This window comes from Nonomuraea sp. NPDC023979 (assembly GCF_040639085.1).
Lineage (GTDB): Bacteria > Actinomycetota > Actinomycetes > Streptosporangiales > Streptosporangiaceae > Nonomuraea > Nonomuraea ceibae.
Genome location: NZ_JBEZZG010000048.1, coordinates 37,548 through 53,187 on the forward strand (window position 1 = coordinate 37,548; position 15,640 = coordinate 53,187).

Here is a 15,640-nt window from a genome sequence, read left to right on the forward strand (position 1 = left end):
ATCAGACCTGCGCGCGGTCGTCACCGGGCGTCACGCCACGCCTGGTACGCCTCCCGCGAGGCTTGGTTCATCGGGTAGAGCCCGTCGACGGACGCGCCCGCGGCCACCCGTTCGTAGATGAAGCGCTCCTCGTCCTCCTGCCGGGCGGCGTCGCGCGCCACCTCGGCCGCCAGGCCGGGCGGGATGACGACCACGCCCTCGGCGTCGCCCACGAGCACGTCGCCGGGCATGACCAGCACGCCGCCGCAGGCCACCGGGACCTGCGAGTCCATCGGCACGTGCCGGCGGCCCAGCACCGCGGCGTGCGGCACGGCGTAGTAGGCGGGCAGGTCCAGCGCCCCGAACGACGGGCTGTCGCGCAGCCCGCCGTCGGTCACCACCCCGGCCGCCCCCCGGCGCAGCGCCCGCAGGGCGAGGATGTCGCCCAGCGTGCCCGCGCCGTGGTCGCCGCGCGCCTCGATCACCAGGACCTCGCCGGGGCGGATCTCCTCCACGGTGCGCTTCTGGGCGTTCATGCCGCCGCCGATCTCGGCGAACACGTCCTCGCGCAACGGCACGTACCGCAGCGTCCGCGCCACGCCGACCATGCGCAGGTCGGGCCGGGTGGGGCGGACGCCCTCGACGAAGTGGTGGTCGATGCCGCGCCTGCGCAGCTGCGACGACAGCGTGGCGGTCGACACCGACCGCAGCGCCGCCGCGGTCTCCTCGTCGAGGGCTTCCGTACGGGCAGCCGCGGCGGATCCGAAGGCGGCGGCGCGGGTCTCGCCGGTGGCGCGGGGCTGCGCGCCCCAGGCGGGCAGCGGCTCCGGGTCGGCGACGATCTCGTTGCGCAGCCGGCCCGCGCCCTCCAGCTCCACCTCCACCACGTCGCCGGGCCGCACGACCGTGGAGCCGGCCGGGGTGCCGGTCAGGACGAGGTCGCCGGGCTCCAGTGTCATGAGCCGCGACAGGTCGGCGATCAGCAGGTCGAAGCCGAACAGCAGCTCGTCCGTGCCGGCGTCCTGGACGAGCTCGCCGTTCACGTACGTGCGCAGCCGCAGCGCGGCGGGGTCGGCGCCGGTGAGGATCGCGGGGCCGACCGGCGTGTAGCCGTCCTGCCCCTTCGCCCGCAGGTTGGAGCCCTGGTCGGCGTGCTTGAAGTCGTAGACGCCGAAGTCGTTGGCCGCGGTGTAGCCCGCCACGCAGCCGAGCGCCCGCTCGCGGGGGACGCGGTGGGCGCGCTCGCCGATGACGAGCGCGATCTCGCCCTCGAAGGCGAGCAGGTCGCACCCGGCGGGCCGGACGACGGGCCGGCCGGACCAGGACAGCGAGGACGGCGGCTTGAGAAAGTAGGAGGGGACGGCCGGGATGCGCCCACGTTCGGCCGCGCGGCTGCGGTAGTTGAGGTGGACCGCGATGATCTTGGATGGCGTCAGGCCGAGCGGGTGTGCCACATCAGCTCCCAAATCATATAGGACATCGTGAATGATATCCGAGGGATCAAGGGAGAGCTATAGACAAAGATATTTGAATTCGTACATGATTGGCCATGCCCGGCAGGGCCCCGGAGTGGCCACGAGGCCGCCACCTGGGCCGGGAGACGGGACCCGTACCACCTGGAGGGGCGTGATGGGAGAGATCGTCCTGGCGGCGAAGATCACACATGTGCCGTCGATCTGGCTGTCCATCCAGCCGGGTGAGCACTTCGGCATCCGCAGGCCCGCCGAGCTGGCGCTGACCGAGGTCGGCGAGCGGGCCCGCGAGCGCGGCGCCGACACCTTCCTCGTCGCCGACACCCACTGGATGAACAGCATCGGCTTCCACCTCAACGGCAAGGAGCGCCACCGCGCCTCCTACGTCAGCCACGAGCTGCCGCACTTCATCCACGACCTGGAGTACGACTATCCCGGCGACCCCGAGCTGGCCGAGCTGATCCGCGAGGAGATCGTCGCCGGCGGCCAGAAGGCCCGCGTCCACACCTACAAGGACCTCGGCCTGGAGTACGCGACGCTGGTGCCGATGTACTTCATGAACGGCGACCCGGCCGTCCGCGTGCTGCCGATCGGCTGCAACATCTACTCCTCGATCGAGGAGAACCGCCGCATCGGCGAGGCCCTGGCCCGTGCCGTGCGGCGCAGCGACCGCAAGGTGGCCTTCCTGGCCAGCGGCTCACTTTCGCACGCCTTCCCGCCCAACGAGATCGCCGAGTCGCTGCTCAACGACGTGAGCAGCGAGATCAACCGGAAGGTCGACCTGTCGGTGCTCGACATGTGGACCGAGGGCAGGATCGCCGAGTTCCTCAGGATGCTGCCCGACTACAACGAGCGCTGCACGGGGGAGGGCGCGATGGCCGACACCGCGATGCTCTTCGGCCTGCTCGGCTGGGACCGCTACACGGGCAAGGGCGAGCAGCTGTGCCCGTACTTCGGCAGCAGCGGCACCGGTCAGGTCGTGGTCGACTTCCCGGTGCCCGAAATCGTGAACTGAGACCGTTAAGCTACGATCCGATATCGTATGCGAAAGTTGGCGGGGAAAGGTGTGAAGCGATGGGGGACCGTGCCGGCCTGGCCGTGCGGGTGTTCACTCCCGATCGGGCCGCGGACGCGCCGCCCGTGCTGCTCGTGCACGGCTTCGGCTCCGACGGCGGGCGCGACTGGGCCGAGACGGGCATCGCCGGCGCGCTGACCGCCGCCGGGCGCGTCGTGGTGGCGCCCGACCTGCCCGGCCACGGTGACAGCCCGGCCCCCGCCTCGCCCGCCGGCGCCGGCGCCAAGGCCGTCGCCGCGGCCCTGGTGACCGCCCTCGACCAGGCCCTGGCCGGAGTTCCGGCTCCGGCCGGGGGCGCGTTCGACGCGTTCGACGTGGTCGGCTACTCGCTGGGGGCGCGGCTCGCCTGGGAGCTGCCCGAGGTGGCCCCGGGCCGCGTGCGCCGCGCCGTGCTCGGCGGGCTCAGCCCCGTGGAGCCGTTCGCGGCCGTCGACGTGGCCGCCCTGCGCCGGGCCGTCGCCGGTGAGGGCGAGCCCGCCGACCCGCTCACCTCGGCGATCGCCGGCCTGGCGCGCGCCGCCGGCGAACGCGCCGCCGGGCTGGCGCTCTGCGTCGAAGGGCTGCGCGACACCCCGTTCGAGCCCCGCGCGTGGGGCGGCGAGCGCCCGCCGGTGTTCGTGGTGGGAAAAGACGACGTGATGAGCGACGGGATCGGGCGTATCGTCGAGTTGGCCGGCGCCACGGAGCCGGTCACGGTTCCCGGCGACCACTTCCAGGCCCTCGCCGGCGCCGGGTTCCGCGACGCCGTCCTGAGGGTGCTCCTACAGTGATCAAGCAGAGAACGACCGGCGGAGCAGGCGCCGGCGTCCGGCCGCCTGCCGCCGGTCGTCCGTGGTGGCCCAGCGTCCGGCCGAGAGTGAGGGGACATCGGTGAGTTCCGCGAAGGGGTCCGCGCGGGCCAGGGCCTCCAAGGCCGAGCTGAGCTATGAGCTGCTCCGCTCGCGCATCATCGACGGCACGTACGGGCCGGGCTACCGGCTCGTCATGGACCAGCTCGCCCGCGAGACCGGGGTCAGCACCATCCCGCTGCGCGAGGCCGTGCGGCGGCTGCAGTCCGACGGGCTGGTCGAGATCGTGCGCAACATCGGCGCGCGGGTCGCCATGTTCGACTCCGCCCAGGTGGAGCACTCGCTGCAGGTCCTGGCGCGGCTGGAGGGCTACGCCACCGCGATCTCCGCGCCGCGCATGAAGGCGTCCCATCTCAAGCAGTCACGCGAGATCAACGCGCGGATGGTGGCGGCGCTGGAGGAGTTCGACCCGCCGTCGTTCACCGCGCTCAACCGCGAGTTCCACTTCTCGATCTACCAGCACTGCCCCGACGAGCACCTGCGGGCGCTGCTGGAGGCGGAGTGGGCGCGGCTCGACCACATGCGTCGCTCGTCCTTCGGCCACGTGCCGGGGCGGGCCCGCCGCTCGGTCGAGGAGCACGAGCACCTGCTCGACCTGATCGCCGCGGGCGCGCCCGGGGCCGAGATCGAACGGGTGGCGTGCGCGCACAAGATCGCGACCGCCGACGCGCTGCACAACGCGCACCTGTCGCCGCAGTCCCTCTGACCCGCCCGGGCGGCCCTGACCGGCGTGCGACCTTGACCGCTCGTACGGCGCACCGGCCCGCGTGGCCCGGTGCGCCGCACGCGTGTTCTCAGACCAGGAGCTGCCCGCCGTCGACCTGCACCACCACGCCCGTGATGTGCCGGGCGGCGGGCGAGGCGAGGAACACCACGAGCGGCGTCACGTCGCCCGTCTCGGCGATGCGGCCCAGCGGGATGCGCGCCTCCCAGGCCGCGCGGGCCTGCGGGTCGGCCATCAGCCCGGCCGTCATCGGCGTGTGCACCGGGCCCGGGGCCACGCCGTTGACCCGGATGCCGTGCCCGGCCAGCTCCAGCGCGCCGGTCCTGGTCAGCGCGTCGACGCCGGCCTTGGTGGCCTCGTAGTGGCCCAGGCCCGCCGTGGGCTGGCGGGCGCCGATCGAGCTGATGTTGACGACGCAGCCGCCCCGGCCGGCCGCGATCATCTGGCGGGCGGCGGTCTGCGTGACGGTGAACGTGCCGCGTAGGTTGACGGCCACGACCCGGTCGAACACCTCCAGCGGCAGGTCCGTGAGCGGGCCGCCGCCCGCGACCACGCCCGCGTTGTTCACGAGCACCTCGACCGGGCCGAGCCGCTCGGCCACCACGGCCAGGCCGTCGGCGACCGACGCGGCGTCGGTGACGTCCATCGTCACGGCGAGCGCGCCCAGCTCGCCGGCCGCCGCCTTGGCGGCCACCCCGTCGGCGTCGGCGATCACGACCCGCTCCCCGGCCTCGGCGAACGCCCCGGCGACGGCCCGGCCGATGCCACTGGCCGCCCCGGTGACGACGACCACCCGCCCCCCACCTGCGCCACTCCCCGGGCCTGCGCCGTTCATCGGGCCTCCGCCACGATGACGCGCGGGCTGCCCGGCAGGGTCCGCGTCTCGACCGGCTCCCAGCCGGCAGCCCGCAGCCAGCCCCGCACCTCGTCGTCCGGGTAGACGACGGTGCCGTCGATGACCAGGTATTCGGCGGCGTGCAGCGCGTCGAGCGGCCGCTGCCGGTCGTCGGAGTCGAGGAAGAAGTCGAGCAGCAGGAGCGTCGCCCCCGGCGTGGCGGCCCGGCGGGCCCGCTCGGCGATGCGCAGGTTCTGGGCGGCGTCGTAGCGGTGCGCGACGTGCTCCAGCAGCACCAGGTCGAACCCCTCGGGCACGTCGCCGTCGAGCGGGTCGCCGTCGACGACCTCGGCCCGGTCGCCCACCCCGGCGGCGACCAGCGTGTTGCCGGCGTGCACGGCCAGGTCGCCGCCGGAGAAGAACACGCCCCGCAGCCCCGGGGCCGCGCGCAGCGCCTCGGCCAGGAACGACCCGGACAGCCCGCCGAAGTCGATCACCCGCTCGTGCCGGGAGAAGTCGTAGTGCCCGGCGAGCATCCTGGCGTGCAGCGCGTTGTAGGTCATCACGCCCGACAGGAACACGCGCATCCGGTCGCCGCCCAGGTCGAGCTGGGCGGGCTTGGCGGTGCGGGCGCTCTCGCCGAAGCCGAGCCAGTGCCCGTAGCTGATCGTGTCGAGGAACGTCAGCCACGGGCCCAGGTCGACGTCGTCGCCCGACCCGGCGAGGTAGCGGGCGGCGGCGGGGCCGTTGGAGTAGCGGCCGTGGTCGCGCTCCAGCAGGCCGAGGCCCGCCATCGCGTCGGCCAGGACGCGGGCGGTGCGCTCGGGCAGGCCGGTCGCGGCCGAGAGCTCGGCGACGGACGCGGGCCCTGCGGCCAGGGCGCGGAACAGGCCCGCCTCGCTCGCCGCGAAGAGCTGCTTGGCGGCCATGTAGCCGGTGGCCACCTGCACGATCCGCTCGGGGCCGTTGAGAGATGACATGGGGGGTGCACTCCTTGTACGGCAGAAGGATATGGGGAATGCTATACGATTCAGCGGACGGCGGCCAGGGGCCGCACCCACCCCCAAGGGAGGCAGGCGTGGAATTCTCAGGTCAGGTGCCCCGGCGCAGGCTCGGCGACGGCGGCCCGGAGGTCCCGGTCCTCGGCCTCGGCTCGTGGAACACCTGGGACCGCATGCCGCGCGAGCAGGTGGCCGAGCTGATCGGCACGGCCGTCGGGCGCGGCGTCAACCTGTTCGACGTGGCCCATTACGACTTCGGCCCGCATGCCGAGAACGCCGTCACCGACGTGATCTTCGGCCAGGCCGTCAGAGAGGCGGGCGTCGCCCGGGAGGACTACCTGCTGTGCGGCAAGCTCTGGCTGTGGGACTACCCGGTGCTCTCCTTCGCCGGGCAGGCGGAGGTCGCGCTCGACCGCATCGGCACCGACCATGCCGACCTCGTCGTCCTCGGTGACTTCGCCGGCGAGCTCGACCTGCGCGCCGTGGTGACGGACGTGTCCGAGCTGGTGCGGGCCGGGCGGTTCGGCTGCTGGGGGGTCAACAACTGGTCGGCCCGCGACCTGCGACTCGCCCGAGACTTCGCGCTGGCCGAAGGGCTGACGCCGCCCGCGTTCGCGCAGCTCAAGTACAGCGTGGCCCGGCGCTCGGTGCCCGACGGCGAGCCTTACGGGCGGCTGTTCGCCGACGGGCTCGGGCTGCAGGCCTCCGACGTCTTCGAGGGCGGCATCCTGGCCGGCAAGCTCCATCCCGAACGCAAGATCGGCGCCGACCCGGGCGGCATCCGCGACCGGATTCGCGCCGCCTACCCCGAGCTGCGCCGGGTCGCCGAGTCCTTCGGGGCCACGCCCGCGCAGCTCGCCATCGCGTTCTGCCTGGCCCACCCGGCGGCGGCCAGCGTGCTGGTCGGGGTCAGCGGGCGGGCCCAGCTCGACGACAACCTCGGCGCGCTCGCCCTGCTGGAGCGGCACGGCGACGAGCTGCGCGCCGCCGTGGCCGGGCTCTGGATCGACCGCGACGCCGTGCACCCGGAGGCCGCCTGGGGCGCCGACGTCCGCTGAGCGGGCGGCGGCCGGGCGCGAGGGCGTGGCAGGCGGCGTCGCGGCGGCGCTCCTACACCTCGTGGACGACGCGGCCGTCCACCACCGTCATGCGGACCGGGACCTGCGGCAACACCCCGGGCTCGGTCCGCAGCAGGTCGCCGTCCAGCACGCACAGGTCGGCGACCTTGCCGGGCTCCAGCGACCCCTTCCACGCCTCCGCGCCGTCCTGCCACGCCGGCGTGATCGTGTACGCGCGCAGCGCCCGCGCGAGCGCCACCCGCTGCGCCGCCCCGCGCACCCGCCCGTCGGGGCCCTGCCGGGTGACCGCCGCCGCGATGCCCGCCCGCCAGTCCGGCGTCAGCACGGGCGCGTCCGAGCTGAGGCAGAGCGGCACCCCGGTGGCCAGCGCGTCACCCACCGGCCAGGCGTACGCCGCCGCCTCGCGGCCCAGCGCGGCCACCAGCAGGTCCTCGGTGGCGACCGGGATGCCCGCCTGGGTGTTGAGCCCGATCCCGACGGCCGCCATCGCCTTCAGCGTCGCCGGGTGCAGCAGGTCGCCGTGGATCAGATAGTGGCGGGCGTCCCGGCCGTCGCGCGCCAGGGCGGCGGCCAGGGCGCGCGTGACGACCCGCGTCGCCCGGCTGCCCGTCGCGTGCACGCCGATCTGGTGCCCGGCCGCGTGCGCCGCGTCGATCATCGCGACCAGCCCGGCCTCGCGTTCGTCGTCGGTGCCGCCGTCGACCAGCAGACTCCCGTACGTGCCGTCCTCGTACGGCTCGTCCGTCCAGGCGGTGCGCATCGGCGGGATGCCGTCGGCGAAGACCTTCACCCCCGCCACCCGGAACCAGCCGGGCACGGCGGCGGGCGGCGCGAAGCCGCGCAGGCCCTCCAGCAGGGCGGCGGGCGAGCTCGCGCCGTCGAGCTCGCCGAACAGCGTCAACGCGGTGACGCGCGCCGTCAGCAGGCCCTCGGCGGCCAGGTCCGCGTAGTCGCGCAGGGCCGCCGAGCCGAAGCAGCCGCTCGGCCCGTCGTCCTCGCCGGGGCCCAGGCCGGGCTCGGTGTAGCTGGTGATCCCGAGCGTCGCGAGCAGGGCGCCGGTGCGCAGGATCGCGGCCCGCCGGTCGGCGCTCGTCTCCAAGCGCGCGGGCGCCGCCGGGGGGTCGCCGTGACCGCCTCCGGTGAGCTGGTCCATGAGCAGGGACGGCCACATCGTGCCGAGCCACACGCCGTGCAGATGGGAGTCGTTGATGCCGGGCAGCACCGACGCGCCGCGCAGCGGGACGACGCGGGTGCGGCGGCCGATCAGCGGGGCCACCTCCCCGGCCGTGCCGACACGGGCGATCGCGCCGCCCCGGACCGCGATCGCCTCGGCGACCCGGTCGGCGGCGTCGACGGTGTGGACCTGACCCCCGGTCAGCACCAGGTCGGCCTCGTCCTGGGATTCGTTGCGCAACATCTTCCTCTTCGCTCTAGACATCGCCGATCGGCTCCGAATAACGTACACGGAATCGGATACGATTTTCGAGTGCCTGAGCGAGGCACCCGGGCGATCGGAGGTAACGATGCCGCTGCATCCCGAGGCGCAGTCCATCATCGACCGCATGAGCGTCGCTGACCAGGGCCCGGTCGTCGCGTTCGACGCTCAGGCCATGCGCGAGGGGTTCCGGAGCGCCTGGCGGATGCCCGAGCGGCTGCAGCCCGTGGGCGCCGTCGCCGACACCGTGATCCCGGGCCCGGCCGGCGACCTCCCCGTCCGCGTCTACACCCCCGAGGGCGACGGGCCCTTCCCCGCGCTCGTCTGGTTCCACGGCGGCGGCTGGACCATCGGCAGCCTCGACGAGAACGAGGTCGCCTGCCGGGCCGTCTGCGCCGGCGCGGAGGCCGTCGTCGTCTCCGTCGACTACCGCCTTGCCCCCGAAAACCCCTATCCGGCCGCCGCCGACGACTGCTACGCCGCCGTGCGCTGGGTCCACGAGCACGGCGAGCGCCTCGCCGCCGACCCGGCGCGCCTGGCCGTCGGCGGGGAGAGCGCCGGCGGCAACCTGGCCGCCGTCGTCGCGCTCAAGGCCCGCGACCTCGGCGGCCCCCCGATCCGCCTGCAGGTCCTCGTCTCGCCCGTGGTCGGCCACCCCGGCGACGGCTACGCCTCCTACGACGCCTACGCCGACGGCTACTTCCTGTCCAGGGCCAGCATGGAGTGGTTCTTCACCACCTACCCGCGCGACGTCAAGGACCTCGACGACCCCTACCTGCTGCCGCTGCGCGCCGCCGACCTGTCCCGGCTGCCCCGCGCCCTCGTCCTGGGCGCCGAGTGCGACGTGCTGCGCGACGAGGGCGAGGAGTACGCCCGCCGCCTCGCCGACGCCGGCGTCGACGTCGAGCTCGTCCGCTACGACGGGCTGATCCACGGCTTCTTCGGCCTGCTCGCCACCGAGCTGACCGACTCGCGCGACGCGCACGCCCGGGTGATCGCCGCCCTGCGGGCGCTCTGATGACCGCCCCCGTCCTCAGCCTCCGCGGCGTCGGCGTCAACCGCCGCGAGGTCCCCGTCGTCCACGACGTCTCGCTCGACGTCGCCCCCGGCGCCGTCACGGTCGTCCTCGGCGCCAACGGCGCCGGCAAGACCACGCTCATGGACGGCATCGCCGGGCTGGCCCCGGTGACCTCCGGAACGGTCCAACTCGACGGCTGGCCCATCGGCAAGCTGCCCACCTACCGGCGCGCCCAGGCCGGCCTCGGCTACGTCGAGCAGGCCCGCACCGTCTTCCGCACCCTCACCGTCGAACAGAACCTGCTCGTCGCCGGGGGCGACCTCGGCAAGGTGTACGACCTCTTCCCCGAACTGGGCAACCGCCGCGGCCTGCAGGCCGGGCACCTGTCCGGGGGCGAGCAGCAGATGCTGGCGCTCGGCCGCACCCTCGTCTCCGGCCCGAAAGTCGTCCTCATCGACGAGATGTCCCTCGGCCTCGCCCCCGTCGTCGTGCGCCGCCTCATGGACGCCGTCGGCGACCTGGTCGGCCTCGGCATCGCCGTCCTCCTCATCGAGCAGTTCGCCAACCTCGCCCTGGACATCGGCACCCACGCCTATGTGCTGCGCAAGGGCCGCGTGGTGCACGACGGGCCCTGCGCCGAGCTGCGCGGCCGGAGCGAACGGCTGCACGAGTTCTACTTCGGCCTGCCGCCGGCGCCGGTCGCCGCCGCGGCGGAGAGCGAGACGCGATGACCCTCGTCGACAGGCGCGCACTCGGCCTCGGCCTCGGCGCCGCCCTGGTGGCCTGCCTCGCGGTGCCCGCGCTGCTGCCGCCCTACTGGATCTACCTCGCGATCACCGCCGTGGTCAGCGCCGTGATCATGCAGAGCTACGGCGTGATCGTCGGACGGGCCGGCGTCATGTCCCTGTGCCAGATGTCGTTCGCCGCCATCGGCGCGTGGGTCGTGCTCCGGCTCAACCTCGCCGACGCGCCCGGCGGCTTCTTGCTCTGGCTGCTGCTCGGCGGACTCGCCGCCGTCCCCGTCGGCGTCGCCATCGGGCTGCCCGCCCTCCGCATCCGCGGCGTCAACCTGGCCATCGTCACCTTCGGCTTCGCCGTCTCGGCCGACATCGTGCTCAACGCCAACCAGTTCCCCGGCACCACCGAGCTGAAGACGCTCACCAGGCCCTCCCTGTTCGCCACCAACGGCGCCTACTTCGTCCTCGCCGTCCTCGTCTTCACCCTGCTGGCCGTCGGGCTGGCCCTGTTCAACCGGACCCGGCTCGGCCGGTCGCTGCTCGAACTGCGCCACTCCGAACGCGCCGCCGCCTCCCACGGCATCTCGGTCGCCCGCAGCAAGCTCACCGCGTTCGCGATCAGCTCCTTCATCGCCGGCATCGGGGGCGGGCTGATGGCCGGACAGCTCGGGCTCGTCGTCTCCAGCAACTTCGCCATGGGCCAGTCGCTGGCGCTGTTCGCCGTGGCGATCCTCATCGGGCCGCACCACGCCGAAGGGGCCGTCATGGGCGGCGTCTTCGGCGCGGCCATGGCGACCGTCATGGAGAAGCTCAAGCTGCCCCAGGACCTCGGCGGGATGCTCTTCGGCCTCTTCGCCATCCTGGCGTTACGCGGCGGCGTCAGCCAGACCGACCTGACCCGCGGCCGCAGACGCGAAGCCGCCGCCCGCAAACTCCTCGCCTCCAAGGAACCCTCCGCTCCGGACACCGCCCCCATCACCGCGAGCGCCCCTTCCGGCGACCTCGTGAAGGACACCCCCCGTACGGAACACGTGCAGGAGCCCGCGCCGGCGGCCCGCCCGGACGCCGCACCGGGCGGGGCGGAGGCGACCCCCCGCGCCGCGGATGCCGCCTCCGGCGCTGCGGGTGCCAGCGGCGGGTCCGTCTCCGCCGCAGTGGGCGGAGGCGGATCCGAGGCGGCCCCTCGCCTCGGGGATCCCGCTACCGACGGTCCCGCTCCGGCGCCTGCGCCCGTCGCTGCTGGCGGGGCCGGGGGAGGCGGGGGTGCCGCCTCCGGCGCTGCGGGTGCCGTCGGTGGCGGGTCCGCCTCAGCCGCCGCAGGCTCGGCGACCGGCGATGGCCTCCCGGACGACGTCGCCCGTACGGAGCACGTCCGGGAGCCCGTGCCGGAGGCTCGTGTGATCGCCGCAGGCGGGGGCGAGGCCGTGCCCACGGCGCAGGGGGGTGCCGCAGCGGCGGGGGACGCCGCGCAGGCCGGGAGTTCCCCTGGCGCCCGCCACGCGGGGTTGGCGGTGCGGGGGTTGCGGGTGCGGTTCGGGGAGGTGGTGGCGCTCGACGGGGTCGACCTGACCGTGCCCGACGGCGCCGTGGTGGGGCTGATCGGGCCGAACGGGGCGGGCAAGTCGACGTTCATCGCCGCCGTGACCGGCTTCGTCGCCGGTTACGAGGGCACGGTGACGCTGGCCGGGCAGCCGATCGACCGGCTGGCCCCGGCGGCGCGGGCCCGCCGGGGGCTGCGCCGCACGTTCCAGACGACGGTGATCGCCCCCGAGCTCACCCAGTACGAGTATCTGACGATCGGCGCCGGCCGGAGACTGCCCAGGCGGGAGGCGGACGAGCTGCTGGAGTTCTTCGGCTGCCCGCCGGGCGAGGTGCCGGTGTCGATCGTGGACGTCGGGACCCGGCGCCTGCTGGACGTGGCCGCGGCGGTCGCGGCGCGGCCGAGGGTGGCGCTGCTCGACGAGCCCGCCGCCGGGCAGTCGGCGGCGGAGTCCCTGAAGCTCGGCGCGTGCCTGGTGGAGGCGCCGAGACGCTTCGGGGTGTCGATCCTCCTGGTCGAGCACGACATGGAGCTCGTCCGGGCCGCTTGTCAGGAGGTGACGGTGCTCGACTTCGGGCACGTCATCGCCTCGGGGCCCACCGGTGACGTCCTCGAGGATGCGGCCGTGATGGCCGCCTACCTCGGCGCCGCGGACGTGCCGGTGCCCTGAACCCCCCACCCCTCCAGACGAAGGATGTGCCTCACATGAAGCGTTCGCATCTGGCCGCGGCGGCCGCCGCCGTCCTGGTTCTCGCCTCCGCCGCCTGCTCGGGGGAGGGCGGCGGGGCCGACGGCCCGATCAAGGTGGGTTCGATCAACGGCATCACCGGCCTGTTCCAGACGCCGGAGGTCCCGCAGGCGGTCAAGGCGGTCTTCGACGAGGTCAACGCCGCGGGCGGCATCGGGGGCCGGAAGCTGGAGCTCATCAGCAAGGACGACGCGATGAACCCGCAGCGTTCGACGGAGGCGGCGATCGAGCTCATCGAGTCGGAGGAGGTGGTGGCGCTCGTCGGCTCGTCGAGCGCGGTCGACTGCGGTCTCAACCGGGCGACCTACAGCAACGCCGGCATCGTGTCCGTCCCGGCGATCGGCGTCGACCCGGCCTGCTTCACCAGCCCGAACATCGCCCCGGTGAACCCGGGCCCGTTCAAGCTGCTGACGGCGATGCTCTACTACGCCTCCGAGACGCTCAAGCACGACAAGGTCTGCATGTTCTACACGACGCTGCCCGGCAGCGGCGGCGGCATCGACGCCGCGATCAAGGAGTGGAGCGACCTCACCGGCAAGACGCTCACGGTCAAGGACACCTCGGTGGGCCAGGGCGACCCGACGCCCTACCTGGTCAAGGCCAAGGGCGCGGGCTGCCAGGCGGTGCTCTACAACGCGCAGGTGGGCCCGTGGTTCGCGCAGGCCAAGACGCAGGGCATGCAGGACGTGGACTTCATCATGGGCGCCAACAGCTACACCGACGCCAACGCGGAGGTCATCCCGGAGGGCATGAACGCCTACGCCGGGACGGAGTGGCAGCCGTACACGGACGAGACGCTGCCGGGCAACGACCGCTGGGCCAGGGTCGTCGACGGGAGCAAGATCCAGAAGACGGCGTTCAGCCAGGGCGCGGTGATGGCGGCGGACGTGTTCGTCCAGGTGCTCAAGACGGTCAAGGGCCCGATCACCCGGGCGTCGGTGACGGAGGCGTTCAAGACCATGCGGCCGATCGACTACCCGATGGTCGGCACCCCGTACGTCTTCGGCCCCGGCGAGGCGCACAACCCGATCGAGGGCAGCCGGTTCGTCAAGGTGCAGGACCGCAAGTGGCAGGTGCTGCCGGAGGACTTCATCGTCCCGGGCCGGAAGTGACCGGCCAGGCCCGCCCAGGAGGTGCTCGATGCTGAATTCCGTGGTCGCCGGGCTGACCAGCGGCGGCGTGTACGCGCTGCTGGGGCTGTGCGTCGTGCTGACCTACCGGCTGGTCGCCGTGGTCAACTTCACGATGGCGGCCGTCGGCGCGATGGGCGCCTTCGTCATGGTGTCGCTCATGGACGCCGGGCTGGGCGTGTGGCTGGCGCTGCCGCTCGGCGTCGCGGCGGGGGCGGCGCTGTCGGCGCTGCTGGGCGCCGTGCTCGTCCGCTGGTTCGGCGACCACGACGAGCGCACCAAGGCCGCCGTCACCGTCGCCGTGTACGTGGCCGTCATGGCGATCGGCCTGCGGCTGTTCGGCGGCACGACGACGGGAGCGCGCCGGTTCCCCGCGCCGTTCGACACGCCCGCGTTCACCGTCGGCGGCGTCGTGGTGCCCCAGTCGGTGCTGGTGTCGCTGGCGTTCGCGGTGCTCATCACGGTGGGCGTCGGGCTGCTGCTCAACCGCACGCTCGTCGGCCTGCGGCTGCAGGCGCTGTCCGAACGGCCCGCCACGGCCGAGGTCGTCGGCATCCCGGCGCCCAGGCTCGCCGTCGGCGTGTGGGCGGCGATCGGCGCCGTCACCACGCTGGTGATCCTCCTGGTGGCGCCGAGGCTCGGCGGCGACTTCTCCACGCTGGGCAACCTCATCGCCACCGCCTTCGCCGTCGCCATGGTCGGCGCCTTCCGCAGCCTGCCGCTCACGCTCGCCGGCGGCCTCGTCCTCGGCTGCCTGGAGGGCCTGTCGGCGTCGCTGAGCGCGATCCAGCAGTACCGGGGCGTCGTCCCGTTCCTCGTGATCGTGGTGCTGCTGTGGTGGCGCAGCCGGCACGAGGTCTGGGACACCGCCCACAGCAGATGACCCAAGAGGAGAGCAGAGCATGACCGTTCCCGCCTCCACCCGTGCCGCCGTGCTGCGCGCGCACGGCGAGCCGCTGGTGATCGAGGAGCTGCCGCTGCCCGGCGAGGTCGAGCCGGGCGCCGCGATCGTCCGGATCACCTGCGCGACCCTGTGCGCCACCGACGTGCACCTGTGGAGCGGCGCCATGTCCTGGCCCGGCATGCTGCCGATGGTGCTGGGCCACGAGATGACCGGCACCGTCGAGGCCGCCGGTCCCGGCACCGTCGACGCCCTCGGCCGCCCCGTCAAGGCGGGCGACCGGATCGGCTGGTCGGAGTCCGTCTGCGGCCGCTGCTACGGCTGCACCGTGCTGCGCGCCCCCGTCGCCTGCGCGGACCGCGGCTACGGGTTCCGCCAGCGGGCCGACCGCTGGCCGTACGCCACGGCGGGGCTGGCCGGGCACGCCTACGTCACCCCCGGCGCGCTCAAGGTCGTGCTGCCCGACGACGTCGCCGACACCTGGGCCGCCGCGGCCGGCTGCGCCGTCAAGACCGTCCTGCACGCCTTCGAGCGGGCCGGGAGCGTACGGCCCGGATCGAGCGTGCTGGTGCAGGGCGCCGGCGCGCTCGGGATCATCGCCACCGCCGTCGCCCGCACCGCCGGGGCGGGCACCGTCATCACCGTCGGCGCGCCCGGCAGCCGGCTGGAGCTGGCCCGCCGGTTCGGCGCCGACGTGGTCGTCGGGCTCGACGGCGACGCGGCGAGCCGGGTCGCCGCCGTCCTGGACGCCACCGGCGGCCGGGGCGCCGACCTCGTCCTCGACCTGGCCGGCGCGCCCGGCGTCGGGGCCGAGGCCGTCGACATGGCGGCCTGGGGCGGCCGGTTCGTCGTCGTCGGCAGCACCGGCCCGCGCCCCGACCCGATCCCGCTCGGCACGATCATGGGCAAGGAGCTGACCGTGCTCGGCTCGCTCAACGGCGACGTCGGCGACTACTACCGGGCCGTCGAGTTCCTGCGCGCCTTCCGTACGCGCTTCGCCTGGGACGAGTTGTTCAGCGAGCCGGTCGGGCTCGGCGGGGCGAGCGCCGCCCTGGCGTCGATGGCGCGGCTCGACCAGGTCAAGGCCGTCATCCACCCGTGGCTGCCCTGACGAACCC

The 15,640-nt window shown here is 74.0% G+C and carries 14 protein-coding genes; 10 read left to right on the forward strand and 4 right to left on the reverse strand.

What is annotated here, in order from left to right; translation table 11 throughout:
- Window positions 1-20: 20 nt before the first annotated feature.
- The gene (locus AB0G11_RS45240; RefSeq protein ID WP_357593182.1) at window positions 21-1,433 is read right to left on the reverse strand and encodes a fumarylacetoacetate hydrolase family protein; all 1,413 of its coding nucleotides are present in this window, start codon (window positions 1,431-1,433) and stop codon (window positions 21-23) included.
- Between the two features lie 175 nt (window positions 1,434-1,608).
- Here AB0G11_RS45240 and hpaD point away from each other — a divergent pair, with 175 nt between their 5' ends.
- The 3 genes from hpaD to AB0G11_RS45255 all read left to right on the forward strand — a co-directional run bounded on the left by hpaD (window position 1,609) and on the right by AB0G11_RS45255 (window position 4,080).
- On the forward strand, window positions 1,609-2,466 hold the full coding sequence (gene hpaD, locus AB0G11_RS45245) for a 3,4-dihydroxyphenylacetate 2,3-dioxygenase (RefSeq protein WP_219511068.1): 858 nt from the start codon (window positions 1,609-1,611) through the stop codon (window positions 2,464-2,466).
- Between the two features lie 59 nt (window positions 2,467-2,525).
- Window positions 2,526-3,296: an alpha/beta fold hydrolase gene (locus tag AB0G11_RS45250; protein ID WP_357593184.1), complete on the forward strand. Its 771-nt coding sequence runs from the start codon at window positions 2,526-2,528 to the stop codon at window positions 3,294-3,296.
- Window positions 3,297-3,396: 100 nt separating this feature from the next.
- A complete protein-coding gene (locus AB0G11_RS45255; protein ID WP_219511072.1) occupies window positions 3,397-4,080 on the forward strand; it encodes a GntR family transcriptional regulator in 684 nt (227 codons plus the stop codon).
- 88 nt (window positions 4,081-4,168) lie between these two features.
- On the opposite strand, the gene AB0G11_RS45260 is transcribed toward AB0G11_RS45255, so the two are convergent.
- On the reverse strand, window positions 4,169-4,891 hold the full coding sequence (locus AB0G11_RS45260; RefSeq protein ID WP_357593186.1) for an SDR family NAD(P)-dependent oxidoreductase: 723 nt from the start codon (window positions 4,889-4,891) through the stop codon (window positions 4,169-4,171).
- A gap of 38 nt (window positions 4,892-4,929) precedes the next feature.
- The gene (locus AB0G11_RS45265; RefSeq protein ID WP_219511077.1) at window positions 4,930-5,913 is read right to left on the reverse strand and encodes a methyltransferase dimerization domain-containing protein; all 984 of its coding nucleotides are present in this window, start codon (window positions 5,911-5,913) and stop codon (window positions 4,930-4,932) included.
- A 98-nt stretch (window positions 5,914-6,011) separates the two neighbouring features.
- Here AB0G11_RS45265 and AB0G11_RS45270 point away from each other — a divergent pair, with 98 nt between their 5' ends.
- Window positions 6,012-6,992, forward strand: a complete 981-nt coding sequence (locus AB0G11_RS45270; protein WP_357593188.1) for an aldo/keto reductase — start codon at window positions 6,012-6,014, stop codon at window positions 6,990-6,992.
- Between the two features lie 52 nt (window positions 6,993-7,044).
- Here AB0G11_RS45270 and AB0G11_RS45275 read toward each other — a convergent pair whose 3' ends face one another.
- A complete protein-coding gene (locus AB0G11_RS45275) occupies window positions 7,045-8,430 on the reverse strand; it encodes an amidohydrolase family protein (protein ID WP_219511079.1) in 1,386 nt (461 codons plus the stop codon).
- Window positions 8,431-8,575: 145 nt separating this feature from the next.
- On the opposite strand from AB0G11_RS45275, the gene AB0G11_RS45280 reads away from it, so the two are divergent.
- From AB0G11_RS45280 to AB0G11_RS45305, 6 genes are read left to right on the forward strand one after another with little or no spacing between them, the layout of a single operon-like run.
- Entirely contained in the window at window positions 8,576-9,466 is an 891-nt protein-coding gene (locus tag AB0G11_RS45280) for an alpha/beta hydrolase (protein ID WP_246646272.1), read from the forward strand.
- A complete protein-coding gene (locus AB0G11_RS45285; RefSeq protein ID WP_357593190.1) occupies window positions 9,466-10,197 on the forward strand; it encodes an ABC transporter ATP-binding protein in 732 nt (243 codons plus the stop codon). Before AB0G11_RS45280 ends, AB0G11_RS45285 begins: the two co-directional genes overlap by 1 nt.
- Window positions 10,194-12,413 carry an ATP-binding cassette domain-containing protein gene (locus tag AB0G11_RS45290; protein WP_357593192.1) on the forward strand — a complete coding sequence of 740 codons (2,220 nt, stop codon included), beginning with the start codon at window positions 10,194-10,196 and terminating at the stop codon, window positions 12,411-12,413. Before AB0G11_RS45285 ends, AB0G11_RS45290 begins: the two co-directional genes overlap by 4 nt.
- A 35-nt stretch (window positions 12,414-12,448) precedes the next feature.
- Entirely contained in the window at window positions 12,449-13,603 is a 1,155-nt protein-coding gene (locus tag AB0G11_RS45295; RefSeq protein ID WP_357593194.1) for an ABC transporter substrate-binding protein, read from the forward strand.
- A gap of 28 nt (window positions 13,604-13,631) precedes the next feature.
- On the forward strand, window positions 13,632-14,504 hold the full coding sequence (locus AB0G11_RS45300) for a branched-chain amino acid ABC transporter permease (protein WP_219511087.1): 873 nt from the start codon (window positions 13,632-13,634) through the stop codon (window positions 14,502-14,504).
- A 19-nt stretch (window positions 14,505-14,523) separates the two neighbouring features.
- Window positions 14,524-15,633, forward strand: a complete 1,110-nt coding sequence (locus AB0G11_RS45305) for a zinc-binding dehydrogenase (RefSeq protein WP_357593196.1) — start codon at window positions 14,524-14,526, stop codon at window positions 15,631-15,633.
- The last annotated feature ends 7 nt before the right edge of the window (window positions 15,634-15,640 follow it).

Excerpts from the sequence above, each read along its gene's own strand:
- AB0G11_RS45305 (WP_357593196.1), top strand. The coding sequence starts at position 14,524 with ATGACCGTTCCCGCCTCCACCCGTGCCGCCGTGCTGCGCGCGCACGGC.
- AB0G11_RS45250 (WP_357593184.1), top strand. The coding sequence starts at position 2,526 with ATGGGGGACCGTGCCGGCCTGGCCGTGCGGGTGTTCACTCCCGATCGG.
- AB0G11_RS45300 (WP_219511087.1), top strand. The coding sequence starts at position 13,632 with ATGCTGAATTCCGTGGTCGCCGGGCTGACCAGCGGCGGCGTGTACGCG.
- AB0G11_RS45290 (WP_357593192.1), top strand. The coding sequence starts at position 10,194 with ATGACCCTCGTCGACAGGCGCGCACTCGGCCTCGGCCTCGGCGCCGCC.
- hpaD (WP_219511068.1), top strand. The coding sequence starts at position 1,609 with ATGGGAGAGATCGTCCTGGCGGCGAAGATCACACATGTGCCGTCGATC.
- AB0G11_RS45285 (WP_357593190.1), top strand. The coding sequence starts at position 9,466 with ATGACCGCCCCCGTCCTCAGCCTCCGCGGCGTCGGCGTCAACCGCCGC.
- AB0G11_RS45265 (WP_219511077.1), bottom strand. The coding sequence starts at position 5,913 with ATGTCATCTCTCAACGGCCCCGAGCGGATCGTGCAGGTGGCCACCGGC.
- AB0G11_RS45280 (WP_246646272.1), top strand. The coding sequence starts at position 8,576 with ATGAGCGTCGCTGACCAGGGCCCGGTCGTCGCGTTCGACGCTCAGGCC.
- AB0G11_RS45275 (WP_219511079.1), bottom strand. The coding sequence starts at position 8,430 with ATGTTGCGCAACGAATCCCAGGACGAGGCCGACCTGGTGCTGACCGGG.
- AB0G11_RS45295 (WP_357593194.1), top strand. The coding sequence starts at position 12,449 with ATGAAGCGTTCGCATCTGGCCGCGGCGGCCGCCGCCGTCCTGGTTCTC.